We start from the raw sequence: 24,404 nt of genomic DNA on the forward strand, positions 1-24,404 counted from the left end.
TTGATGAGTAATTCTTTACTCTGGTTTCAAGCACTAGCTTGTCTTACTTTATTTCTTAACTTTACTGTGTGTGTTATTCAGTTTTCAATGGTCAAATAAATGGTGGGCCTAAGTGGACTCGAACCACCGACCTCACGCTTATCAGGCGTGCGCTCTAACCAGCTGAGCTATAGGCCCATAATGGAGCGGGTGAAGGGAATCGAACCCTCATCATCAGCTTGGAAGGCTGAGGTTTTACCACTAAACTACACCCGCATCAATCTATTATGGCGCGCCCGAGAGGAGTCGAACCCCTAACCTCTTGATCCGTAGTCAAACGCTCTATCCAATTGAGCTACGGGCGCTAAATTTGCGACGTTAACTATTATATTATATTCAGCACCGAAAGTCAATAACTTTTTTGGTGCGGTCGAGAGGACTTGAACCTCCACGGGTTATTCACCCACTAGGCCCTCAACCTAGCGCGTCTGCCATTCCGCCACGACCGCTTAAAAAGCAAGGTCAAGAATAAAAAAGTGAGCCATGAAGGATTCGAACCTTCGACCCTCTGATTAAAAGTCAGATGCTCTACCAACTGAGCTAATGGCTCATTGTTTTTAAGGAATGTCGGTAAGAAATAGAAAACCTTCAAAACAATTCGTTTTAAAGGAATCGGCATTCTATCTTTATTACTTAAAAAAATAAAATGGCTGGGCTAGCTGGATTCGAACCAACGCATGACGGAACCAAAAACCGTTGCCTTACCGCTTGGCTATAGCCCAATGAAAATGGCGGTCCGGACGGGACTCGAACCCGCGACCTCCTGCGTGACAGGCAGGCATTCTAACCAACTGAACTACCGGACCAATATGAAATTAGATGGTGACCCGTACGGGATTCGAACCCGTGTTACCGCCGTGAAAGGGCGGTGTCTTAACCGCTTGACCAACGGGCCATCTGTATTAAAAAATCAATGGCGGAGAAGGAGGGATTTGAACCCTCGCGCCGCTTACACGACCTACACCCTTAGCAGGGGCGCCTCTTCAGCCACTTGAGTACTTCTCCGAAATGGCTCCACAGGTAAGATTCGAACTTACGACCGATCGGTTAACAGCCGATTGCTCTACCACTGAGCTACTGTGGAATAATATGTTGTTTGCCGCATCAGCGACGTATAATAATATACTATATATGAAGTAAGTTGTCAACAAATTTATTGAAAAATGTTTTTTAAACATTGTACACTTCACATCAACATCGTCGCGTTGACGACCTAAATAAAATTACCATATTTACGACCGATTCGTCAATAGGTTTTTAATAAAAAAACAAAACTTTCACTCAGGCAGTTGATTGTTTCTCATGCAACACGCATATCCTCATCCTTTTCTTTAAATCTATCTTTAGCCAAGTGTTCTTTCATTTAACGGCCCTTCGCAACGACCACAACGATAACGTGCTGGATTCATTCGTCGGCGTCTTTCATAGCGTTGCCCGCAAGTAAGACACGTATACAAATATCGCTTATTCGATGCCCGTCTTCTTTTCCCCTTTAAAGAGGGCAGCATCTGACAATGTCTTGGCGCACTTGTTTCTTTCATTAATTGTTTAAAATCCCGATCACGATGCTGATACCCTTTATTTTCTAAATGCAAATGATAATGACAGAGCTCGTGTTTAATAATTCCAATTAATTCTACTCTTCCGCATTCAATCAAATATTTCGGATTAATCTCGATGTTATGCGTTTGGAGTAAGTATCGTCCGCCTGTCGTTCTAAGTCGAGAGTTAAATACAGCTGTATGGCGAAAAGATTTATTAAAATACTCAAGTGATATACTTTCTACAAGGCTTTGTAATTCTTCATTGGTCACTTTTTTCACCTGTCTTTTAAAGTCAACCGGCACCAGAACACCGGTTGACTTGTTTCTATTTATATAACCTCATTCATATGCTGTACACGCGGCACTTTTCGTCCACGCTTACGCGCATCATTATACTTGTTTATCTGGTTGAATCATCGTTAGGGCAATGCGGCCTTTTTGGGTATCCACACTGTCAACCCATACAGTGACAACATCACCAACAGAACAAATATCCATTGGGTGTTTAACAAAGCGGTTGGCCATTTTAGAGATATGCACCAGTCCGTCTTGTTTTACACCGATATCAACAAACACACCGAAGTCAATCACGTTTCTGACTGTTCCTTCTAGTTCTAGGCCTGGTGTTAAATCTTCCATTGATAGAATGTTCTTTTTAAGTAACGGTTGCGGGAACGCATCACGCGGGTCGCGTTCTGGACTTTTGAGCGCTTTAATAATATCTTCAAGCGTTAACTTACCTATTTCTAATGCTTCAGCTGTCTCTTGAACATCGGACTGATCAAGCGCATCAATCAATCGCTGATCTCCTAAATCTTTTGTCGTATAACCCATTTGTTTGAGTATTGCTTTCGTTTCTTTGTAACTCTCTGGGTGAATCGGTGTCCGGTCTAATGGTTCTTTCCCATCTAATATACGTAAAAAGCCAATACTTTGTTCATATGTTTTCTGACCAAGGCGAGGAATCTTCTTTAACTCCGTACGTGATTGAAATTTACCGATCTCATTCCGGTAATTTACAATATTTTTAGCGACCGTCTTGCTTAGTCCTGAGACATACTGTAGTAACGATTCAGAAGCTGTATTCACATTGACTCCTACTTTATTTACGGCTGTTTCAACGACAAATGATAAAGCTTCATTCAATCGCTTTTGACTAACATCATGTTGATATTGACCGACACCAATTGATTTCGGATCAATCTTCACAAGTTCTGCTAATGGGTCACTCACACGTCTTGCGATAGAAACGGCACTGCGCTCCTCTACTTGAAGGTCAGGAAACTCTTCTCTTGCAAGTTTTGAAGCTGAATAGACACTTGCACCAGCTTCATTCACAATAAGGTACGGCATGTCACGTTTACTCTCGGTAATAACACCCGCGATAAATTGTTCCGTTTCTCGTGACGCTGTTCCGTTACCAATAGCAATTAAATCAACATCAAATTGTTTAATATAGTCAAGTACTGTTTTCGTTGCCCCTACTACATCTTTACGTGGAGCGGTTGGATAGATGACACCTACTTTTAACATCTTACCCGTTTCATCAATGACCGCTAGTTTACATCCTGTTCGAAAGGCTGGGTCGACCCCGAGAATTGTTCGCCCTTTTAAAGGCGGTTGAAGTAAGAGATTATTTAAATTTTTTCCGAAAATATCAATCGCTTGTTCTTCTGCCTCTTCCGTTAAAGTTGAGCGGATTTCTCGTTCAATTGACGGTGCGATTAAACGCTTGTAGCTGTCACTAATCGCGTCTTCCAAAAATGATACTAAATCAGACGCTGTGTTTCTTTTAATGATTTGACGTTTTAGATCTGTCTCAATCCGGTCAACAGGCGCTGAGACACTCACTCTAATAACGCCTTCTTTTTCTGCGCGATTAAAAGCGAGTACGCGGTGACTAACAAGTGTCTTGATTTTCTCTTCAAAGTCATAATACATCTCATAGACTTTTTTCTCATCAATCGAGTCATCCTTTACGACGGATTCTATTTTCCCTTCACGTAAAGTCAGTTGACGAATATGTTCACGGTAGCTTGCTTCATCACTGATCCACTCAGCGATAATATCATTGGCTCCAGCTAAACAATCCTCTACCGTTAATAACGCATGTTCCTCATTGATATAAGCTTGTGCTGCTTGATTTAAATCGGTCACTGTTTGGTTAAAGATCGCCTCAGCAAGTGGTTCTAAACCTTTTTCTTTTGCGATTGTTGCTTTTGTTCGGCGTTTTTGTTTATACGGCCGATACAAATCTTCAAGTCGCTGGAGTTGTGTTGCTTGTTTAATTTCTTCTGTTAATTCCGGCGTTAACTTATCTTGTTCATCAATAAGACGCAAGACTTCTTCTTTTCGTTCTTCTAATTGAGTTATGTATTGATATCGGTCTTCAATCGCTTTAATTTCTACTTCATCTAAGCCGCCGGTTTGTTCTTTACGATACCGTGCGATAAACGGAACGGTATTCCCTTCTGTTAATAAACCAATAACTTCTTTTACCGTTGCTTGTTTAATTTTCACATCTTGTGCCACCATATCTAATAAATGGCTAGCTAATTGTGCTGTCATTTGACATTCCTCCAGTTCTCACTCTTTATTCTACCAAACTTTTTGTAAAACACAAAAGGAGTAAAGGTCTCCCTTCACTCCTAAATCGATGGCTGACTTACTGTCCTTGATTCGGTAAATACCTTAAAACAAGTAAGGTCGTATCATCATCACGCTTTTCAATCATCGTGTCATGAAATTGATCGGTAATATCATGCACGTCGTCTGATTGAAACAACACGTGTGACAATTCTTTTGCGTGAACCCCATCCGAGAACACCGCGAATAACATCCCTGATTCAAGCGTATTGCTTACTTGTTTCATCTTACGCGGATACACACCGAGATAACCCGGAATAGGAATATTCCGCTTCTTTAGCGTCGCTTGGTCAATCGTCATAAGACCAATATTTCCAATCGACGTATACGAATACACTTCTCTGAGGTAATCGAGCTCCAGTATCCCTAACACAACGCCGCGCTTTCCGATAAGTGCTTGATTTAATAGCTTCACCAGTACGTCACCGGAAGCATAGGGATGTTCCTTGATTGTATCAATCACAGCTTGCGATGACTCTTTTGCGACTTCACCAGACCCTAAGCCATCCGCGACGACACACACAAAACCATCCGCTGTTTCGGTATAGTAATAACTGTCACCGCAATAATAATTTCCTACTTTTGCTTTTTGATAGACCGAAATATGGACGTGGTCAAACACTGGCATTAGTCATTGACCCCAATTCCATCTGCTTGTAGTGCTTCGCGTAATTTTAACAGCGCACGCCGTTGGATTCGTGAGACATGCATTTGTGAAATATCAAGTAAGTCACCCGTCTCTTTTTGACTTTTATTTTCAAAGTAGGTGTATTGTAAAATTTTCTGTTCACGCTCAGTTAGAATTGGCAAGACTTTTTCAAGCAGCATACGTAAATCCGTTTGATCGAACGCTTCATCTTGTTTCCCAATGAGATCAAGGATTGATACCGTTGAGCCATCGGAATCGGCTTCAATCTTTTTATCAACAGACAGCGCCTTATAACTTTGCCCCATTTCCATGGTCTCTAGCACTTCTTCTTCTGTTACCTCAAGGTAATCGGCAATGTCTTTAACAGACGGAGATCGCTGATTAAGTGTCGTCAATTCTTCTGTTGCTTTTTTGATTTTTGGTCCAAGTTCTTTAATGCGACGCGGAACATGGACACTCCATGTTTTATCACGAATAAAACGTTTGATTTCCCCAATAATCGTAGGGATCGCGAAAGACTCAAAGGTTTTACCTAATGTCGGATCATAACGACGAATAGCCGCAAGTAACCCAAGCATCCCTACTTGTACAAGATCTTCATGAATCGAATTATTTTTCGCATATTTCCGCGCAATTGAACGAATAAGATCTTGATAGGTTAAGACGATTTTTTCTTGAATTTCTTCATCTTTTGGATTCTTTTGTAGGTGTGCAATCCACTGGTAAACCTCATCTCCACGCTTATTGACTGGTTGAGATTTGGTCGTCATCAATGCCCACCTCATTTGTAGGAAGATTTTTCGTCATTAATACAATCACGCCGTAATCACTTTTAATTTCTACTTTATCCATTAATGCATCAATAAGGAAGAGTCCAAATCCACCTTCACGTAAATTTTCAATCGGTTCTGATTGTTGATACGGTCCCGTTTCTTGTTTTACTTCACTCAAATTAAAGCTGCCACCATGGTCTGCGACCATGACTTCTAAGCGGTCTCGATACAACCCAAATCCTACTGTCACTTCTCCGCCTTCATTCTCATCATACGCATGCGTTGTTGCATTCGTCATCGCCTCTGAAATGGCTACCTTTAAGTCTTCTATATCCTCATAGGTAAAACCCATCCGATTAGCTATTCCAGATACACTTAGACGAATCACACCAACATATTCTGGTTTGGCTGGTAACTTCATCTCAATAAAATCAAAATGTTCCATTCTATTCTCCACCCCGTGTTGTTGTGTCAATTGAAATAATTGAATCCAAGCTTGTTATTTTAAATAAGCGGTGTACCCGTTCCTGAAGATTCACAAGTGTTAAGGTTGAACCATGCTCTTTTGTCGATTTTAATGCACTAATAAACACGCCTAACCCCGTTGAGTCCATATATGTGACATCTTTTAAATCAACTACGATTTTTTCCGCTTCCTTTGCTGTTGCTGGTAAAAGCTTCTCTTTTAATAAAGGCGCCGTATACGCATCAATTTCTCCTTTTATAGTTAAGGTTGTTTGATTGTCTGTTGTTGCGACATCAATTGATAAATTAATATTCATTCTGTACCTTCCTTCCACCAAGTCAATTGCTTTATGTATTTCCCGAATACACCTGTTTTTAAACACTCATCACGTTTCTTTTTTCAAAATGATCAAAGTAAAATCATCTCGCAAATGGAAATCTTGCAATCGTTCAAAATGTTTATACACTTTCTCCACTGCTTCTTGAGCCGGTAAATGCAAATAGTCTTTAATGACTTCTAATACTTCATCCCGCTCAATGAAGCGGTCTCCTAAATGGCATTCTGTTACACCATCTGTCAAAAGAATAATCGCATCTCCATCATGAATCGTCATTGCCTCTTCGTTATAACGTGCATCAGAAGTTGCCCCAAGCACGAGTCCCCTCGCTTTAATTTCGCTAAAGGATGCAGTCTCTTGAAAATAGAAGAAACCCGGCTCATGTCCGGCCGAACTAAAACTAAAGGTATGATTCTTCGTATTATATGAACCATAAAACATCGTAATAAACATACTCGTGTCGACGTTCTGTTCGACCACGCGATTAAGACTTTCTAGTATTTGAGCTGGTTGTCTTAATTGTTCAGGAAAACTGTCCATGGAATACTTAATCATTGACATTGCAAGCGCTGCTGGTACACCTTTACCAATCACATCTGCTAAGGCAATGCCTAATGTACCATCAGACCCTTCAATAAAGTGGTAGTAATCCCCGTTCATTTGATTGGCAGGGACACTGACAGCACCGATATCTAACCCTGTAATGGTCGGTTTTTTTGTCTGAAGGAGCGTTTTCTGCATATTCGCGGCAACTGATATTTCAGATTCAAGTGCTGATTGTTTTTCACGTAATGACTGGTACTCTTGTAAGGCTAGACCATATGAAATCATCGCTTCTAAGAGGAAATTAAGTGAATCACTCACCTCTTGTTGCAAGTCTGGATACAGTTCTTTAAGCGCCTTAATGTGTACATGAATAATTTCTTCAGGTGAGACATTATGTTGAACAGATAACTTACTGAGTTGTTCCGCTTGATAAAGGGCTGTTTCATCATGCGTTAATAAGTATTGTTTCAAAAATTTTCGATAATCATCTAAATCTAACCGCTCTTTTTTCACTTAATCACCTTCTCTTAACTTATCTGACCCACTTAACTGCCGAAATTTCTGTTCCTTCACCCCATTCGGAGTTGATTTCAAATGTATCCATAAGGCGCTTGACACCAGGTAATCCCGCGCCTAACCCCCCTGAGGTTGAATAGCCATCTTGCATAACTTGACTTAAGTCACGGATTCCCGGCCCTTCATCCACCGCCACGATTTTTAAACCTTTTTTACCTAAGTGATCCACCATTTCGAAATAGACTTTACCAATACCGGCATATAAATAAATGTTACGGGCCAACTCAGAAATAGCTGTCGCAATACGCGCTTGGTCAACAGTACCAAAGCCGAGTTCTTTTGCTTTCTCACGCCCTAATTGTCTCGCACCAACGATGTCCCACTCTTGTCGTATATTTACACAGGGCTTTAATTCCATCATTACCCCTCCAGTTCCTGGCGAAGTTTTATCAACCCTTGCTCTAAGTCTAAGGCCGTTTGAACATCTTGCATATGGATACCAAGTTCAATTAACGTCATAGCGACCGCTGGTTGAATACCGGTTAAAACAACTTTCGCTCCCATCAAATCAGACATAGTTACCACATCACCAAGTACTTTGGCAATGAACGAATCGATGATATCAACACTCGTTAAATCAATAACGACACCTGTTGCGCCACTTTTGTAAATTTTATTTAGTAAGTCTTCTTGAAATTGAATCGCTGATTGGTCATCTAAATCAATTTGAATTGAAATAAGTAAGTAATTGTGCAGTTTCAAAATTGGAATTCGCATATGTTCACCCCTCCGTTAATTGATTCATTATGTCTTCGACAATCGTTTCTTGTTTCTTTTCACGCTGAATGGTGCGCCCTGTCAATTCAAGCGCCGTTTCAAATCCTTTACGTAAAGATGATTTGGTTGGGAATTTCCCTAAATCTATTCCCAAATTGACAATTGTTTGTGCAATCTCCGGTCGAATACCGACAAGAATACATTTCGCGCCAATGAGTCTAACAGCTTCAGCTGCTTGAATGATATGATGGGCTACCATTGTATCTACAACCGGAACACCAGTGATATCAATAAGGACAACTTCCGCATTATGTTTAATTACACCAGTAAGTAAATTCTCCATAATTTGTTTAGCTCGTTCGGTATCAATCGTCCCAATAAGCGGCATAATGGTAATATTTCTCATAACAGGAATCAGTGGCGCAGATAATTCTTGAAGCGCAACGCGTTGAAGTGATACGGTATGTTCCCAGCTACCTGAGTATTCATTGACTAATTTATTAATTATTGGATCAACCCAAGTATCAACTCGATCTAAAATTACCGAAAAGAAATCTGTATCAATTTGATCATGTTGACTCAACACAAAATCAATTGTGACTCGGCGGAACGTTTGTAAGCCATCGGTTAAATAACTAAGGGGCCAACCTAGATTTACTAATCGTTCTGAAAATGATTCTAATTCCTTTGTTAATCCTCCGCCACTAGCTAAACTATCAAAAATAACATTCACAAATTCTCGATTCGTACTTTGAAATAACTCATCAGAAATTGATGAGGTGTAATCATTCTGGCGATTTTCTGACACTATTTTCAACCAATTTTTTATTATGACATCGCTATTATCTAACACGATTCTATCTACGCGTTTGGGCACAGCTATTACCACCTTTTCCTATAATATATGTATGTATGAAAATGATAAGACATTTTTAAAGTATCTCTACTTTACCATTAATAAGCTAAAAAACCAAAGCAACCAAATTAAACCTCTCCATACTATTTTACTAAACTTTCAGTTATTATAAAAGTTATCTGAGTGGTTTTCATACTGTTTTCGTTCGCTTTTTTATTATTTACTTCTTTTCCACCTCAGCTAGCCAACCTCTCTTAAGTTACATTTAGTAAATAAACAGTCTTTTTTATCAATTAAAAAAAGTACTTGCCCACTTCTAAAGTTAAAAGACAAGTACTTCCTTTCTTTAAATATTTGCTAGACCCACACTAATCTCTAACGCCCGATCAATTTTATCCATCATCGGCTGATCGAGATGGGTGATTTTATCTGTTAAGCGTTGTTTGTCAATGGTGCGAATTTGTTCTAGAAGAATCACAGAGTTTCTTTCGAAACCGTATTTTTCCGCATTAATTTCCACATGAGTCGGTAGTTTAGCTTTCTGAATTTGGGCGGTAATAGCTGCGACAATCACTGTCGGGCTAAATCGATTGCCAATATTATTTTGTATAATTAACACCGGTCTAGTCCCACCTTGTTCTGAGCCAACAACCGGTGAAAGGTCCGCAAAATACACATCACCGCGTTTTACTATCAAAGTCAATCGCCTTACACCCCACTCACTAGGCGCTCTGCCTCCTGTTCAACTAAAAAGGCTTCTGAAGCGATGGTTAAATTAATTTTGGCCATTTCTAAATAGCCTTGTCTCATATCCTCACGGATTTGTCTTTCTCTTCGTTCTTCGAGGTAGCACTTTGTTGCTTTAAAAATTAAATCTTCAAAGTCGCACTGATCTTCTGCCATTACTCCCTTGACTTCATCCAATAAATAGTCAGGTAATTTGACAACAACTTCCTGCATGTCCATTGACAAAACCAACACCTCCAACACGATTTCTGTTCAATTATGATCTCTTTCATCATATCATTTAAGTGCCTAAAATTAAAGGTTTAATTGACATATTTTTAAAATTTATTCGTAAAAACGTGTAGATAAAACCTTGATTTCAAGAGGTTTTATCACTTTTTTAACATCAGGACGTGCTTTCATTAACATATATCCTTGGTAATCGCGAGGTGAGCAAACAGCAAACTTCATAATTAATCGTCCCCAAGTGTTCTGCCACCTCTTCTAAAGTAATTTTTTCTGTTTGATCCTTACCGATAAATGTGACCATGGTCCCGATCGGGTAAGCCTTGTCTAATTTCACCATGCACTGATCCATACAAACACGCCCAACAATCGGCATACGCTTCCCTTCAACCAGAACTTCAAAATGTTGGAATCGTCGCTGAATCCCATCACCGTAACCAATAGGGAGCGTACCAATCCATTCATCCGTTTCTGTTTCATAAGTGAGTCCATAACTAATCTTTTCACCCTGCGGCAATTGTTTCACATGGACGAGCTGTGTTGTAAGAGAGAGCGCCGGTATCAATTCAAACGGTGAATGATCTCTTACGTAGATCGATGGGTACAGCCCGTACATACTGATACCAACTCTTACGGCATCATACATATCCGCAGGAAATCGCATACTGGCAGCACTATTTCCCGTATGATAAAGAATCGATTGCTTATACCTTTGTTTAATTGGCTGAATTAGTTCTTTGTAATGCGCCTCTTGATAAAGATAATACGAGTCATCAGCTGCGTCAGCTTTAGCAAAGTGAGTAAAAATACCAACAACATTAAAGAGTGGATCATCCACTGTCTCTAAAAACATAGCCACATCTTCAACCGTCCTTAAACCGAGACGTCCCATACCGGTATCTAACTTAATGTGCAGGTTTAGCTGATTGCTAATGTGCCGTTTTGCTTCTTCTAACCAATCTAGTTGAAAAGCGGTGAGTTGAATGTCTAAGCTTTCTGCCTCACCACTAAATGCTGGATCGGTATAGCCCATCACAAGAATAGGCGCTTTGATTCCCGCTTCTCTTAACGTGACAGCTTCTTCTAAAATTGCGACGCATAGCATTGATGCTCCAGCCTGAAGCGCCGCTTTCGCTACTTCAACACTGCCATGACCATAACCATCCGCTTTTACTACCGCAAAAATCGTTGTCTCTTTTGGTAACTGTGTTTTCAACATCGCTATATTTTGTTTTATGGCATCTAAATCAATCATGACTTGTGCATTTCGGTACTGCATCGTCTAACTTCCTTTCTTTACTAATTCTGTGATGCTAACCTTTTTTTACGTTGCTGGCTTAGTACTTATATTCAATCCATTCGACAACCGTCGTGATTTTCGTTTCTAATATTCAGCTATTAAAAAAAATGTTTAAGCTTTGTTTTTCATTAGCCTGTATAAAACTAGCCGCTTCGACTGATTACGCCTAGATAAAGGCTCGATAAGCTTCACTTAGCTTTTCTACTACATCAGTTGGTGTGATATCAAACGCTGTAAACTCTTCTTTAACTGCAACATCACTGGCATAACCGTGCAAATAAACTGCATTACATAAACCGGGAAAAATACTCTCATCTTGCATCATGCGCACCGAGGCAATGCCACTTAAAATATCCCCACTCCCACCTTTACTAAGAGCTGAGTTGCCAGTTGTATTAATCACTTGGTCACCCGTTGGTGAGGTGATGATTGTATAGGCCCCTTTTAACACAAGGTAGACGCCATATTCTTTTGCAAAAACTTTCGTCACTGTAAAGGGATCCGTTTTTATTTCCTCGACTGTACGCCCCGTAAGTCTAGCAAATTCTTTTGGATGAGGCGTGAGTACAGTCGGACCTTGTCGTTTATTTAAAATGCTAATATCACGCGCTAATAACGTTAAGCCATCCGCATCAATCAGAACAGGGGCGTTTGTTGTTAATATTTGTTGAAATAGTACTTGTTTTTCCTCCGTAAGACCAAAGCCCATACCAACAGCAATCGCTTGGTAATTCATTAATAACTGTGGTGATAATTGCTCGCTTGTGCGTGTCATCACCTCATGTGGTAGCTGTAAGAAAGGGCGCGTCGCTCGGTCAATCATCACACTCACAAGCCCTGCACCAGACTTTAAGGCCCCACGCGCACTTAGTTGAATTGCTCCAGGCATATCTGCACAACCACCTATGAGCAATACGTGACCATAAGTACCTTTATGACCAAAGCGTTCCCGCTTGATGAGGGTTCGTCTCACATCAGAAGACTGCCAAACGCTTCGACTAATTTTGTCTAATTCACCTGTCGGTAAGCCAATAGAAATCGTCACTAACTCACCATAATAACCAGCCGTCGCCTCAGTGTAGGCCGTGATTTTCGGTGCTTCAATGGTAATTGTTTTTGACGCCTTTACGACGCTACTCATCGAATCAATCGCTTCACTGACACCACTTGGTACATCAATACTGTAAATAACGGCCTCGACTTGATTCATCAGTGTGACATAACCCTGCATCGGTTCACGCATTGGCCCTTTGTATCCGGTCCCAAATAACGCATCAATCACAACCGTTGCTTCATGTAAATACGGGATGGCCTCAGGAAAATCATAAATAATCTCAACGCCAAAGCGCTGCATGATATTTAAATGCACGTATGCTTCTCCTTCGATTTTATCATTGGTCACTGTCTGAATCACGGTCACGTCATACCCTCTATTTTTCAGTTCACGCGCTACAACAAAACCATCACCACCATTATTCCCTGGACCAACGACGACTACAATTTTGTCCTTTTTTGTTAAGTCACTGATCACGGCTTCAATAATAGCCCGACCCGCATTTTCCATTAAGACTTCTCCTGGCATATGATAAGCATTAAACGCCAACACATCTACTTGTTGCATTTCTTTACTCGTCAAACACTTCATTTGCTTCCTCCTGCCTTTACTGTAAGTTATGTTTCGATTCTAAGACTATATTTGCGACCGCCGATGTTTGACTGTGGGAGATGGAAATATGCCTCTGGTACAGATCATCTCCCGGGAAGTGTAAGGTTGGTTTACCTGAGACTTCATTTAAAATCACAATATCACAAAAATTCAGCGTGCCCAACCCTGTTCCTAACGCCTTTCCAAGTGCCTCTTTTGCCGCAAATCGACCAGCCACAAATTCTGTTCGTCGGCTGTCTGTCATTAATGCTTGATATTTTTCTTGTTCCTTAACAGAAAGTATTTTTTCAATAAACCGAGGATTGCGCTTCATTATTGCTTCTATTCGAGCAATATCTACTATATCGATTCCAATGCCTTTAATCATGTTTGTCACCTATTTCTTTTATCAGAATGAATGTTTTTCACACATATAGTATATCAGATTTGCAAGTTATGCGTTTCATTCGGTATACTTCTTTATAGGTTAACAACTGATTTTAAAGAAGAAAAGAGGTCTATTATGTTTTTTAGAACGGAATCATTCAAAGATTTTTTTAGATATTACCCGGTCGTATCCGGGATTATCGTTATTCAAGTCGTTATCTGGTTATTGATGTATTTTGAAACATCACTTGGTTTTACAATCTTAAATGAAGGTATCGGAATGAATGCCCTCGTTAGTCAAGGTGAATATTGGCGCTTAGTCACACCGATTTTCCTTCATGACTGGCAAGGCATTACACATATTCTCTTTAATTCCTTTGCCCTTGTACTTTTCGGTCCAGCGCTTGAACAGATGCTAGGTAAAGTGAAATTTGTCATTCTGTATTTAGGTGCGGGTATTTTTGCGAATGTGTTCGACTACTTAATTGCGATGGATTCAACGACGCTTTCACTCGGCGCGAGTGGCGCTATATACGGGATACTTGGTCTAATTGTCTACATGATCTTTTTCACTCCTGGCCTGATTGATCCTGCCAGCAGACAATTGGTTCTAACTTACGTGATGATTGGTCTAGTGATGACATTCATTCAACCAAACGTAAGTGTTCCAGGACATGTCTTTGGTTTAGTTGGTGGTTTTAGCTTTGGACCGCTGCTTGTCAATAACGTGAACCCTTATCGCCGACCAAGACCACGACCGAGACGCATGCATCAAAGCGGTGTTAACTTCGATCCAAACCGCTGGAAAAAACGCCGCCGCTTTAAACTAAACGGCAACGTCTCAGCTATTCTTTGGTGGGTGTTGTTAATCTTAGCAGTGATTGGTTTTATCGGACCGGTTATTATACCGTTTTTAAGATAACTACCCAGAGGATAGACTATCTTTCCACCCATTTGCCGAGATATAAAAAGAGGAAAATAGTGTCACCCTGCTGATGAATATTCAAACAAACAAGCCTGCTGTAGCAAGTTTCTACTTGCTACAGCAGGCTTGTTATATCAGGTCAAATGAATACTCAAAATATTTAACTTAGTCTTTCTTGTCTATCGTTTTTACTTTCCTAACGACAGCTCCTTCACCTGTTCGTGAAAAATCACTTCTTCCATTCATTTTCACACCTTTTATGAAAGAAAAAAACGCAAGGGGGTCTGATTTAGATCAGATCCTTGCGTTTAGTTATTATCAATCGCGCTTATTTGAGTTATTTGAACCGCGCTTGTTATTAAACTTACGGTTACGGCCTTTACCTTTATTGTTGCGGTTAAAGTTATGACCTTTGTCACCGCCACCTTTACCACGATAGTTACCTTTGCCTTTACCGCCACCGCGCTTCACGCTAAGTGGTGTTACAGATGATAATGTAACCGGTGTTTGACGTCGTGATTTCGACATAATCTTAAGCGCTGCCGCCACAAGTGTCACTGAATCGTACTCATCAAGTAATTCACTTGCTGTTTCACGGTAGCCATCTAACCCTTGCTTTTCAACAGCACGTGCAAGCTTATTGACAGCGAGTTGTTGTTGTCCACGCTTTGCTTCATCGTGGCTTGGTAATTGCATGCGATGCATTTTTGATTTCGTTGTCTTCTCAATTAAGTGAAGATGTGGCATTTCTCTTGGTGTGATAAATGACACGGCCACCCCTGTTTTACCAGCACGGCCAGTACGACCAATTCGGTGAACATAGCTTTCAGGGTCTTGCGGAATATCAAAGTTATACACGTGCGTGACATTCGAGATATCTAGTCCACGCGCAGCAACGTCAGTTGCGACAAGAATTTCTACACGGCTATTTTTAAATTTATTTAACACACTCATACGCTTACCTTGTGTTAAGTCACCGTGGATACCTTCAGCTTTAAAGCCTCGTGCTTGTAAGCCTTCTGTGACTTCATCGACACGTTTCTTTGTACGACCAAAAATAATTGCAAGAGAAGGTGTTTGAATATCAAGCAAGTTCGTTAACGCATCGAATTTTTGCTTTTCATGCGCTTCAAGGAAATGTTGTTCAATATTTTCTACTGTCATTTCTTTTGCTTTTACTTTTACTTCTTGAGGGTCACGCATTAATGTTTGCGCAATCTGACGAATCTCTTTTGGCATCGTCGCTGAGAAGAGGAGAGTTTGACGGTCTTCAGGGATTTGTTTTAAGATATCACGAATATCTTCGATAAAGCCCATGTTTAACATCTCGTCTGCCTCATCTAATACGGCTGTGTGCACAAAACGCGTATCAATTGTTTTACGACGGATATGGTCAAGTAAACGTCCTGGTGTTGCAACAACAACATGTGGACCATCTTTTAATCCGCGGATTTGTCGGTCCATTGGTTGACCACCAAAGATCGGTAACGTACGAATACCTTTAAATTTACCTAAACGGTGAATTTCTTCTGATACTTGAATCGCAAGTTCACGCGTTGGTGCTACGATAAGTCCTTGAATTTTACGTTGATTCTTATCAATCTTGTCAAGCATTGGAATACCAAAAGCGGCTGTTTTACCTGTTCCTGTCTGTGCTTGTCCAATAACATCTTTCCCTGCAAGTCCGAGCGGGATTGTCTGTTCCTGGATGGGTGTTGCTTCCTCAAAGCCCATCTTGTCGAGAGCTTTCATAATTACGTCTGAAATACCTAATGATTGAAATGTTGCCAAAGTCATTCTCCTTTTTGTTTATATCTCATCGGAATCGTTACGACACGTTAACACTATTTACACGTTCAAATGAAAACGGCGCAGCTGATGTTAAAAATTTATCTTCATGTACTAGCTTACCCTTATTCATCATTCTTACTACTAAAACAACAGAGGTGAGCTAATAAGTATGGGTGAAGACCAGCGTTATATTAACGTGAAAAAAAAGCCGACCCTAAAAACAGAAGCGGCTTGGTTACGAGCATTCAATGGATATTAATATCTTATCACACATACGCCACAAATTCTAGCATGAAAACTCAAGCTAACCTTTGATTCATCACGTTTTCACGTTTCTTTCATTTCAAATAATATAAATGTAACAGCTTACAACTCACTACTAGCGCAAATCCTTGCATTTCATTGCATTCTCTAATAATATTATAGTCAGAATATTTTTTTACGGTTTAACAATACATGAGAGCTAGGTGAAGAGATGACAATCCAATTAACAACTGACAGTGGTGCTGATGTACCAAAGCATCTACAAGCGGCACGAGATATTAAAGTTGTCCCTTTATTCGTCCGTTTTGGTGAGGAACAATATAAATCAGAAGACTTTACAACTAAAGACTTTTTAGAACGCGTATCAACAGGCAAAGTCTTTCCACATTCGGCAGCGCCTTCACCACAAGATTACTATGATACCTTTAAAGCCATTGACCCGTCACACCCAATCATTCATATCAGTCTGTCGAGCGGTGTCAGTGCTTCTTATAACCACGCCATTATGGCTAAAACACAATTACTTGAAGAAGAGCCGGGTCGAGAGATGTATTTAATTGATACGAAATCAGCCTCCAGTGGGATGATCTTAATGTTGGAAGATGCCGTACAAATGATGGAACAAAACGCGTCAGCAAAAGACATTGCCCACCACCTTGAAAGTCGCGTTCCATACTTACGCACAGTCTTCTTACTTGAGACGATTGACAACCTCATAAGCGGGGGACGCTTAAGTCGTGCGAAAGGTGCGATTGCTAAAACATTAAATGTTAAACTCATTCTCCATGCGAGTGAAGAAGGTAAAATTGATGTCTTAGAAAAAGTGCGTGGTGCCAAAAAAGCGCATCGCCGCTTCCACGAACTCATTGGTGAGTATATTAAAGACCCTGCCGAAAAAGTCTTTGTGATGACACATGGCTACGCGAAGGAAAAATGTGATAATGCGTTAGACAAAGTTAGAGCGCGTTACCCATTTAAACACATCCATCAAGCTGAAACTGGACCAGTTATTGCAGCCCACGCTGGTAAAGGTGCCCTCGTGATGTCATTCTTTAGTGACTTATCGCACGAAGAGAAAAAATAATACGAATATAATCCCTCTGATGCTAAGGCATCAGAGGGATTATTTATCTAGCGAATCATCACGTTTAACAAACAGCTTACGCCTTTATGTGAGCGGTGTCTCTTTTACTTCCTTTTTATGCACAGGCTTCATTAAATACTCGACGACACTCCCAACAACCACTTCTTGGTCATCCCCCAAACAAATCATATGTTTAGAATCTAAATAGTAAATAACATCGATATCGATTGGAATATCTTTATCAAGTGCATGCGTCGTTTGATACGGTACAAGCCCATCTTCCATCCCTTGTAACACGAGGGTTGGGGTTGTAATATCTTTTAAATAGGGTTCAGTTACTTTGACGCATTTCACAAATTCTAGGTAGGATTTGATTGGAATTTTACCTTGCTTATGGTGATAGTGTTTATAGGTGAAATTCTCTTCCAATTTACCAATAATCCGATCTTTCACCAGTTGTGTGACTTCTTTTGTTAGTTTAATTAAATTAAGATATTTACGTGAAGGTGACAGCATCACTAATTTATCTGCCCCGTACTTCCCGGCTAGATAGCCCGCAAGCATGCCGCCCATAGAAAAACCAACGAGATAAATCGTATCAACCTGTTGTTTTAAGTCCTCATAAGCTGCTTCTACCGTCTCAATCCACTCCTGGTGCGTATGAGGAAATAAATTTAAATCTAGCCCATGACCTGGTAAGGTTGGCACTTTCACTAACCAATCCGTCTTTGCTTTTAACCGTTCGGTTAAAGGTGCAAGCTCATACGGTCCACCAGTGAACCCGTGTATCAAAAGAACACCTATCATGTCTTTCCCTTCTTTCTATTTACTTTTCATCTACAAAAAGACCGCCCAAGCGATGGACGGTATCAATCATATAAGTCGATTTAATAACTGTTTAATCCGTTGTTCTTGAAAGCCGAGCACTTTCTTACCTTTTACGATGAGGGCAGGCGTCGCGTAAACATGTTGTTTTTGTAACTCGCGCAAATGTTCCTTATCACTCGAGATATTTTTCAACTCGTAATCTACTGCTTCTTTATTAAGTAAATCCACCATCCGATCGCATTCATCACATTCATCACTGACGTAAACATGCACTTCGTTTTCCATTTCGATTCGCCTCCGTACCTTGGTGCAAGTTCATGATGTCTCGCTCTCAACAAACTTTTCCCTAGTGTGTGTATTTTCCGTATCATTAATATATTTATTAAGCTACTTGTTATATAGCCATATTGACCTGGTTTTAAACATAAAAAAGAGAACGAATCTGTTTAATTAAGATTCGTTCTCTTTTTGAAGTCGATCAGCAAATGTACCTAGCTTTTTAAGTAACATAATTGCTTCGATTTTTTCGTCTTCTGTTAGACCATTGGTAATACGCTCAATTTGCTTCCAGTGATCGGGGAAAATCTCATTAAGTAGCGCCACACCATCAGTTGTAATCGCGGCATAAGTGACCCGCCGATCTTTTTCTGATTGGGTTCGTTTAACGAGCCCCTTTTTTTCTAGCTTATCAACAACATAAGTAATGCTCCCACTCGCTAGCAAGATTTTATCGCCAATTTTTTGTAGCGGCTGATCCCCCGAATGATACAACAATTCTAATACACCGAAATCAGTTGTATTAAGCCCCTTACTTCTAATATCATCAGCAACTTGGTCACTTACCGCTCGATAAGCTTTTGATAAGACAACAAATAATTTCAGTGATGGGTCTTGTTTTTTCTTTTCATATTCATGTTTATCTTCTATCATGTTTTTTCGCTCCCAAATCTCTTAGATATCAGCTCTACTGTTATTAAACCGGTAATCACCGACGCTAAACCGTAGACAAACGGTTCATAGACCATAAACGCCAATCCATACCCAACCATATAAACCAAACTTAAACTATAAATAATCGTTTCTTTTGGTCGATGTGTTGTCAGTTTATTTATAACACGGTTTAACCACTCACGATTTAATATAACCGCGATAAGTAGAAAAGTAAAGGATTCAAACGGTGTAAATGCCAATCCATACAGGAAATGGGAATAACCAATTAGACCGAGTACCATCAACATGAGAGAAAAGATAGAGTAAACACCATAATAGCGTGACCACAGTCCCTGCCTCACTGGTAAACTTTTAAGCAGAGGACGGTCAAAAATCGATTGAAAAATAACGTTGTTCATACGAATGAATAACAACACAAAAATAACGAAACCGATGCGTAAAAACATTGGGCTTTGAAGCGACAGCAGCACCACAATGACAAGTAACTGCATCACCATCTGAAGAATGGTCCCTTTTTGTTCTGAGACATGTTGCCAAATGAGTCGTGCATATAACTTCCACATCGTCTTATCAGACAGTTTTTGTCGGTACCGCTTTTTCTCATACCATTCTTGTCGCTCGATTGGGACGTCTTTTACTGCTGTTTTTGAGAAAAACAGTTTACTCAACAGCGTGCGGTAACTTTTGTAATCACTGACTGTGATAATGTAATCAAGATCCTTCACCTGCTCAATATAAATAACACCGACGACTAATCCTGCCGCAAGCATCAAAAGTAGGAACGTTAAGATAGTAAAACGCTGCTCCCCAGTGGAAACAACTAAAGAGACAATAATTGCGAGTACGCCACTTTGAATAACGAGACGCTCTAAAAATCCGCGCCATCCCGTCATTGATGCCAAATACACACGTGGGATAATCAATCCTACTTGTGTGATAAAGACAAGGATAATGAAACTCATGATTGGCTCTATATAAATCGGGAAAACTGTGAGTAAAAAGATAGCGATACCGCTATCTATAATGAAATAATTAAGGAGCTGCTTAAACCACAGTAACAAAAATAAATCACGTCGTTTGTGACTGACATACTCCATTAATCGTTCACTTGAGCTATAGTTTAAAATCGGGGCTTTTTTAAATAAACCGATTTGCCCTACCATAATACCAAGAAAAATCATGTCACGGCTGAAAACCACTTCACTCACTTGTTGCAACAGTGCTCGATATTCATTTAACACATCACTTAACACAAGTCCGCCAATCACAAGAAACGGGATCAGGTAAAAAGCAGTAACAGGGTCAATCACCATAGCGATTATCTCTCGGTTAGTTCGATGACGTTTTTTCGTTCTTTGCCAGTGAATCCAACTGAATTGTTTGATCGTTTGTTTACGCATTAATCAAACCGCCTTTTTAGTTCACCTAAATCTTGTTGATTGCCTTCTTTAATGAGCTTACCTTGATGTAACATAATATAGCGGTCCATAATACCCGATAATTGATCGAACTGATGGGTTGTTAAAATGATCGCTTGTCCCGCTTGTTTCTTCTCCTTAAGAACGGTCGTTAATTCTTGTTGCGCATATACATCCAAACCAACAAATGGTTCATCAATCAGTAACAGCGGTGCATCGATAATAAGTCCGGCAATTAATTGAGCTTTTTGTTTCATCCCTTTTGAAAGTTCAAGCGGAAATTGATCAAGCTCACCCGCTATTTCAAAGCGGTTAGCTAAATCATAAATCTCATTCACTTTCTCATCTTTATATTGATTGTAACTTTCCAAATAGAGCTGAAAATGTTGAAAGACTGTTAATTCCGGCAATAAAAATGGTTGTTCGGGTATGTAAACGACTTGTTGTTTATAAAGAACGCTTGGTGGCGTTTCACCAGCAAGCGCTAATATACCCCCTCTTGGTTCAATTAAGCCCATTACAGTCTTAAAAAATGTTGATTTTCCCGCACCGTTATGCCCAATCAAAGCGACGACTTCCCCTTGATTGACTGCCAAAGTTAAACCATCTAACGCCAACGTCTCGCCTTGTTTTACCACAAGGTCTGTTGCTGTTAACACAGACATATCCTTTGTCACCTTCCTTATCAATTGGTTTAATTATTGATCTTTACCGAAACCTTAAACGCTCTCACTTTAGCAAGCGTTCAAAATAGTAAAGTGGCACATCTCTGTCGTCATCAGGACGTTCCGCAATCCACTGAAATTCATGTTTTAAGAAAAACTTTTGTGCATGAGGATTATTTTTGAACGTATCTCCATTAATCGCCGCTTTATTTGTTTCTTCTGCTAATTGCAAGATGGCTGCCATAAATTGATGACTGATGCCCTTATTTCTATGGCTCGGGCTCACGGCTAAACGTTTGATGGTTAAGGCGTTTGTTGTCGTAAAAGGAATCTCGCCATATTCTTCGTGTCCGGTATGACTAAACGTACACATACCTGTGATACCCTCTGCTTGTTCACAGACATATAGTTCAGATTTTTTGATATCGCGCAGGAAATCTTCGCAGCTTGGATAATTACTAGACCACTGCACACTGCCGCGTTCACCCATTTCTTCAATGACTTCTTTAACAATACCCATAATAGCAGCAAGATCTGTTTCTATTGCTAGACGAATCACACGTTCACCTCATTCTTAAAAGCCTTTATTTTGTTTGTCTCAGATATATACGCAGCATCTAAGCAACATTTACGACATTGTTAGCTTATCCCTCTGATTTATCAACAACAGCGGCACCAATGATATCTCCTACTACATTTGAGGCTGTACCACCCATACCAATTAAAGCATCTACACCAGCAATCAGTGACACAACTTCCAGTGGTAAGTCAAACAAGGTGAGAACAGCAGCTAACGTCACGAGTCCCGCTGCTGGAATACCAGCTGTACCAATCGAAAGCAATGTACCAATTATGACAATTGTAATCAGATCGACAAAAGAAAAGTTAACCCCTGTCACATTGGCAGCGAAAACAATTGAGGCCCCCATTCTAAGTGCCCCACCGTCTGAATTAAAGATGGCACCTAATGGTAAGGTGAAATGAACAATTCTTTCCGAAATCCCAGCCTTCTTAGCACTATCCATCGCAACTGGTAGCGAAGCGATACTACTCGAGGTGAAAAAGGCAGTTGTAAAAGCCTCTCTTGTATTAGCATAAAAGGAACGAATCGGAATATGAAAGATCCGCAGGATTCCCGTGTAAACAACAAGCCACAAGATCACGAGTCCTAGATAGAAGACGCCGGTAAATTTAAGTAATGATGTAAATGTGCCCCACCCTTGTGTACCAAAAGTAGACGCCGCAATCGCGAAAACCCCAATTGGTGCATACAGAAGAATCCCGTTTAAGATATTGAAAAAGAGTGTATTTGCCACTTCAAAAAACTCTTGTAAGTAATTACCGTATTTTTTCATCTTATCATCATGTGAAAACATCATATGCGACATCGTAAAGCCAACAATGACCGCAAGGAAAAGAATGGCCATTAAATTCCCTTCACTAAATGCAGCAAAGATATTACTCGGTACGATATTTAAAAGTACATCAGCAAAGTTTGGATTACTTGGCTGATCAACCGTTACATTAGGTAAGGACAACGCCTCACCCGGATTGATCCAAAGCGCTAAGCCAAGTCCGATCAGAACCGCAGCGGCCGTCGTTGTACCATAATATAAAATCAACTTGCCACCGGTTCGTCCTAATTCTTTCGGATTCATTTTGTTTACAGCAAGCACAACAGTTAAAAAGACGACTGGTGTCGCAATCATACTTAAGAGATTAATCAATATTGTACCAAGCGGTTTTAAAACCTCAGCAGAAGGGCCTACGATGACACCTACTAGCAAACCTAATACGAACCCGACTGTCATTTTTACGATTAAAGAGGTGTTTTTATATTTTCTCCATATGCTCATGTACCGTCACTCCTATTTTTATATTTTGTGAGTTCATTATATGTGAAACTGTCTGTTTTACCAATCCTTACGTCTTTAAGGTATTTCCTATTTAGAAACACTTACGAGCAAACCTCGGCTCTGTAGACAAAAAGGCGCAGTCGATTGACTACACCTAAGAGATTACTCTGTTTCGATGACTTCTTGGTACTCCATTTGTCCTAACATATAAGCAACACTTAGACCAAAACCAAAGGCGAGGATACTAAGTAACCAGTCCATCATTCCTTCCGGAAGTCCCGGGAAAATAACGTAAATCGAACCAATCACAAGTCCAATGACGACCGCATAGGTCGCATACGTATAGTTTGTTAAGAAGAACTTAATCACTTTACTCATCGTAATAATACCAAAACCAATCCCAATCGCAGTGACAATTAAAATATCTATTTGCATTTCCTTAACTGCGTTAAGGATCGTCCCGTATGCACCAATAACGACTAAAATAAGTGAGCCACTGATGCCTGGTAAAATCATCGCTGTACTCGCGATAAAGCCCGCTAGCATTAAATACCCGTAAACACTTGGGGTAATCGTTTCAATAATAAACCTTTCATCGCCATTTAAAAAGCCCATCATTGCGGCAATCCCAACACCGATTAAGAGTAACACATAGTGATACGTTTTAAATTGATGCTTACTGTCGGCTTTTTTAAACAGATACGGTAAGACACCTAAAATTAACCCGAGAAAAGCAAATTGGGTTGGTGTCGGATAATGTTCAAATAGCCACGTAATCGCTTGGGCTAAGACGAGGATGGAAATTAATACACCCATTCCTAACGGAATAAGAAAGCCTAAATGTTTCTTCCAATCCTTACTAAATAGTCCGTTAATCGATAAGATCAACTGATCGTAAATCCCTAAAATCAAGGCAATCGTACCTCCGCTGACACCAGGAACCACATCACTTGCGCCCATCATCATGCCACGGTATATATTTCTCCACTCCATACAGACACTTCCCTTTACAGATAAATAGTTTTTTAAAACTGTTCCTTATTATAACAAATATCTCATTCAAGTGATACTAGAATAAGAAAAGCTCGGCTAGGCCTCGCCCTTTTTGGGCTAGAGGTTAGCCGAGCTTTTCAATTCTGGATTTTTATAAGTGATGCCATGAAGGCTTG

26 protein-coding genes and 10 tRNA genes are annotated in these 24,404 nt (G+C 40.1%); 2 read left to right on the forward strand and 34 right to left on the reverse strand.

Annotated features, from left to right (window positions below):
• Positions 1 to 100: 100 nt before the first annotated feature.
• From BM098_RS10580 to acpS, 25 genes are all read right to left on the reverse strand, one after another.
• Positions 101 to 177, reverse strand: a tRNA-Ile gene (locus BM098_RS10580).
• A gap of 4 nt (positions 178 to 181) precedes the next feature.
• Positions 182 to 255 (reverse strand) — tRNA-Gly (locus BM098_RS10585).
• Between the two features lie 12 nt (positions 256 to 267).
• Positions 268 to 344 (reverse strand) — tRNA-Arg (locus BM098_RS10590).
• 57 nt (positions 345 to 401) lie between these two features.
• Positions 402 to 488, reverse strand: a tRNA-Leu gene (locus BM098_RS10595).
• Positions 489 to 516: 28 nt separating this feature from the next.
• Positions 517 to 589: transfer RNA gene (locus tag BM098_RS10600), tRNA-Lys, on the reverse strand.
• Between the two features lie 97 nt (positions 590 to 686).
• A tRNA-Gln gene (locus BM098_RS10605) sits at positions 687 to 761 on the reverse strand.
• Between the two features lie 7 nt (positions 762 to 768).
• Positions 769 to 845: transfer RNA gene (locus tag BM098_RS10610), tRNA-Asp, on the reverse strand.
• Positions 846 to 859: 14 nt separating this feature from the next.
• Positions 860 to 934: transfer RNA gene (locus BM098_RS10615), tRNA-Glu, on the reverse strand.
• Between the two features lie 19 nt (positions 935 to 953).
• Positions 954 to 1,044 (reverse strand) — tRNA-Ser (locus BM098_RS10620).
• 4 nt (positions 1,045 to 1,048) lie between these two features.
• Positions 1,049 to 1,123 (reverse strand) — tRNA-Asn (locus tag BM098_RS10625).
• A 259-nt stretch (positions 1,124 to 1,382) separates the two neighbouring features.
• Positions 1,383 to 1,853 carry a SprT family protein gene (locus BM098_RS10630; RefSeq protein WP_089833204.1) on the reverse strand — a complete coding sequence of 157 codons (471 nt, stop codon included), beginning with the start codon at positions 1,851 to 1,853 and terminating at the stop codon, positions 1,383 to 1,385.
• Positions 1,854 to 1,973: 120 nt separating this feature from the next.
• Positions 1,974 to 4,151 (reverse strand): Tex family protein, encoded by a 2,178-nt coding sequence (locus tag BM098_RS10635; RefSeq protein ID WP_089833155.1) that lies wholly within the window; start codon positions 4,149 to 4,151, stop codon positions 1,974 to 1,976.
• Positions 4,152 to 4,248: 97 nt separating this feature from the next.
• Positions 4,249 to 4,857 (reverse strand): PP2C family serine/threonine-protein phosphatase, encoded by a 609-nt coding sequence (locus BM098_RS10640; RefSeq protein ID WP_089833158.1) that lies wholly within the window; start codon positions 4,855 to 4,857, stop codon positions 4,249 to 4,251.
• Complete coding sequence (sigB, locus tag BM098_RS10645) at positions 4,857 to 5,648, reverse strand: RNA polymerase sigma factor SigB (protein WP_089833160.1); 792 nt, start codon at positions 5,646 to 5,648, stop codon at positions 4,857 to 4,859. Before sigB ends, BM098_RS10640 begins: the two co-directional genes overlap by 1 nt.
• Positions 5,620 to 6,096: an anti-sigma B factor RsbW gene (rsbW, locus tag BM098_RS10650; RefSeq protein ID WP_089833163.1), complete on the reverse strand. Its 477-nt coding sequence runs from the start codon at positions 6,094 to 6,096 to the stop codon at positions 5,620 to 5,622. The genes sigB and rsbW overlap by 29 nt, the downstream gene beginning before the upstream one ends.
• 1 nt (position 6,097) lies before the next feature.
• Positions 6,098 to 6,427 (reverse strand): STAS domain-containing protein, encoded by a 330-nt coding sequence (locus BM098_RS10655; RefSeq protein WP_222593093.1) that lies wholly within the window; start codon positions 6,425 to 6,427, stop codon positions 6,098 to 6,100.
• Positions 6,428 to 6,502: 75 nt separating this feature from the next.
• Complete coding sequence (locus BM098_RS10660) at positions 6,503 to 7,513, reverse strand: PP2C family protein-serine/threonine phosphatase (protein ID WP_089833167.1); 1,011 nt, start codon at positions 7,511 to 7,513, stop codon at positions 6,503 to 6,505.
• A 19-nt stretch (positions 7,514 to 7,532) separates the two neighbouring features.
• Positions 7,533 to 7,934 (reverse strand): anti-sigma regulatory factor, encoded by a 402-nt coding sequence (locus tag BM098_RS10665; RefSeq protein WP_089833169.1) that lies wholly within the window; start codon positions 7,932 to 7,934, stop codon positions 7,533 to 7,535.
• A 2-nt stretch (positions 7,935 to 7,936) separates the two neighbouring features.
• Positions 7,937 to 8,293, reverse strand: a complete 357-nt coding sequence (locus BM098_RS10670) for an STAS domain-containing protein (protein WP_089833171.1) — start codon at positions 8,291 to 8,293, stop codon at positions 7,937 to 7,939.
• A gap of 4 nt (positions 8,294 to 8,297) precedes the next feature.
• Positions 8,298 to 9,170 (reverse strand): RsbT co-antagonist protein RsbRA, encoded by an 873-nt coding sequence (locus BM098_RS10675; protein ID WP_089833173.1) that lies wholly within the window; start codon positions 9,168 to 9,170, stop codon positions 8,298 to 8,300.
• 325 nt (positions 9,171 to 9,495) lie between these two features.
• On the reverse strand, positions 9,496 to 9,846 hold the full coding sequence (locus BM098_RS10680; protein WP_089833206.1) for a type II toxin-antitoxin system PemK/MazF family toxin: 351 nt from the start codon (positions 9,844 to 9,846) through the stop codon (positions 9,496 to 9,498).
• An 11-nt stretch (positions 9,847 to 9,857) separates the two neighbouring features.
• Positions 9,858 to 10,109, reverse strand: coding sequence for an antitoxin (locus BM098_RS10685; RefSeq protein WP_186819700.1), 252 nt, complete (start codon positions 10,107 to 10,109; stop codon positions 9,858 to 9,860).
• Positions 10,110 to 10,281: 172 nt separating this feature from the next.
• A complete protein-coding gene (alr, locus tag BM098_RS10690; RefSeq protein ID WP_089833175.1) occupies positions 10,282 to 11,400 on the reverse strand; it encodes an alanine racemase in 1,119 nt (372 codons plus the stop codon).
• A 187-nt stretch (positions 11,401 to 11,587) separates the two neighbouring features.
• Complete coding sequence (locus BM098_RS10695; RefSeq protein ID WP_089833177.1) at positions 11,588 to 13,066, reverse strand: NAD(P)H-hydrate dehydratase; 1,479 nt, start codon at positions 13,064 to 13,066, stop codon at positions 11,588 to 11,590.
• Positions 13,067 to 13,082: 16 nt separating this feature from the next.
• Positions 13,083 to 13,454: a holo-ACP synthase gene (gene acpS / locus BM098_RS10700; protein WP_089833179.1), complete on the reverse strand. Its 372-nt coding sequence runs from the start codon at positions 13,452 to 13,454 to the stop codon at positions 13,083 to 13,085.
• 135 nt (positions 13,455 to 13,589) lie between these two features.
• Between acpS and BM098_RS10705 the strand changes: the two genes are divergently transcribed.
• The gene (locus tag BM098_RS10705; protein ID WP_089833181.1) at positions 13,590 to 14,375 is read left to right on the forward strand and encodes a rhomboid family intramembrane serine protease; all 786 of its coding nucleotides are present in this window, start codon (positions 13,590 to 13,592) and stop codon (positions 14,373 to 14,375) included.
• A gap of 321 nt (positions 14,376 to 14,696) precedes the next feature.
• Here the strand turns inward: BM098_RS10705 and BM098_RS10710 are convergent, their stop codons facing one another.
• Positions 14,697 to 16,169, reverse strand: coding sequence for a degradosome RNA helicase CshA (locus BM098_RS10710; protein WP_373863180.1), 1,473 nt, complete (start codon positions 16,167 to 16,169; stop codon positions 14,697 to 14,699).
• 475 nt (positions 16,170 to 16,644) lie between these two features.
• On the opposite strand from BM098_RS10710, the gene BM098_RS10715 reads away from it, so the two are divergent.
• The gene (locus BM098_RS10715; protein WP_089833185.1) at positions 16,645 to 17,517 is read left to right on the forward strand and encodes a DegV family protein; all 873 of its coding nucleotides are present in this window, start codon (positions 16,645 to 16,647) and stop codon (positions 17,515 to 17,517) included.
• Between the two features lie 84 nt (positions 17,518 to 17,601).
• Here the strand turns inward: BM098_RS10715 and BM098_RS10720 are convergent, their stop codons facing one another.
• The 8 genes from BM098_RS10720 to BM098_RS10755 form a co-directional block, all read right to left on the reverse strand.
• Entirely contained in the window at positions 17,602 to 18,324 is a 723-nt protein-coding gene (locus BM098_RS10720) for an alpha/beta hydrolase (RefSeq protein WP_089833187.1), read from the reverse strand.
• Between the two features lie 66 nt (positions 18,325 to 18,390).
• Positions 18,391 to 18,630, reverse strand: coding sequence for a glutaredoxin family protein (locus BM098_RS10725; RefSeq protein WP_089833189.1), 240 nt, complete (start codon positions 18,628 to 18,630; stop codon positions 18,391 to 18,393).
• Positions 18,631 to 18,795: 165 nt separating this feature from the next.
• Positions 18,796 to 19,275 carry a MarR family winged helix-turn-helix transcriptional regulator gene (locus BM098_RS10730; protein ID WP_089833191.1) on the reverse strand — a complete coding sequence of 160 codons (480 nt, stop codon included), beginning with the start codon at positions 19,273 to 19,275 and terminating at the stop codon, positions 18,796 to 18,798.
• Positions 19,272 to 20,696 (reverse strand): hypothetical protein, encoded by a 1,425-nt coding sequence (locus BM098_RS10735; RefSeq protein WP_089833193.1) that lies wholly within the window; start codon positions 20,694 to 20,696, stop codon positions 19,272 to 19,274. Before BM098_RS10735 ends, BM098_RS10730 begins: the two co-directional genes overlap by 4 nt.
• The gene (locus BM098_RS10740) at positions 20,696 to 21,379 is read right to left on the reverse strand and encodes an ABC transporter ATP-binding protein (protein ID WP_089833195.1); all 684 of its coding nucleotides are present in this window, start codon (positions 21,377 to 21,379) and stop codon (positions 20,696 to 20,698) included. Before BM098_RS10740 ends, BM098_RS10735 begins: the two co-directional genes overlap by 1 nt.
• A gap of 64 nt (positions 21,380 to 21,443) precedes the next feature.
• Positions 21,444 to 21,938, reverse strand: a complete 495-nt coding sequence (locus BM098_RS10745) for a GNAT family N-acetyltransferase (protein WP_089833197.1) — start codon at positions 21,936 to 21,938, stop codon at positions 21,444 to 21,446.
• Between the two features lie 85 nt (positions 21,939 to 22,023).
• Positions 22,024 to 23,235, reverse strand: a complete 1,212-nt coding sequence (locus BM098_RS10750) for a dicarboxylate/amino acid:cation symporter (protein ID WP_089833200.1) — start codon at positions 23,233 to 23,235, stop codon at positions 22,024 to 22,026.
• A 162-nt stretch (positions 23,236 to 23,397) separates the two neighbouring features.
• The gene (locus BM098_RS10755; protein WP_089833202.1) at positions 23,398 to 24,228 is read right to left on the reverse strand and encodes a DUF368 domain-containing protein; all 831 of its coding nucleotides are present in this window, start codon (positions 24,226 to 24,228) and stop codon (positions 23,398 to 23,400) included.
• Positions 24,229 to 24,404 lie beyond the last annotated feature (176 nt).

The organism is Halolactibacillus halophilus, from assembly GCF_900115605.1.
GTDB lineage: Bacteria > Bacillota > Bacilli > Bacillales > Amphibacillaceae > Halolactibacillus > Halolactibacillus halophilus.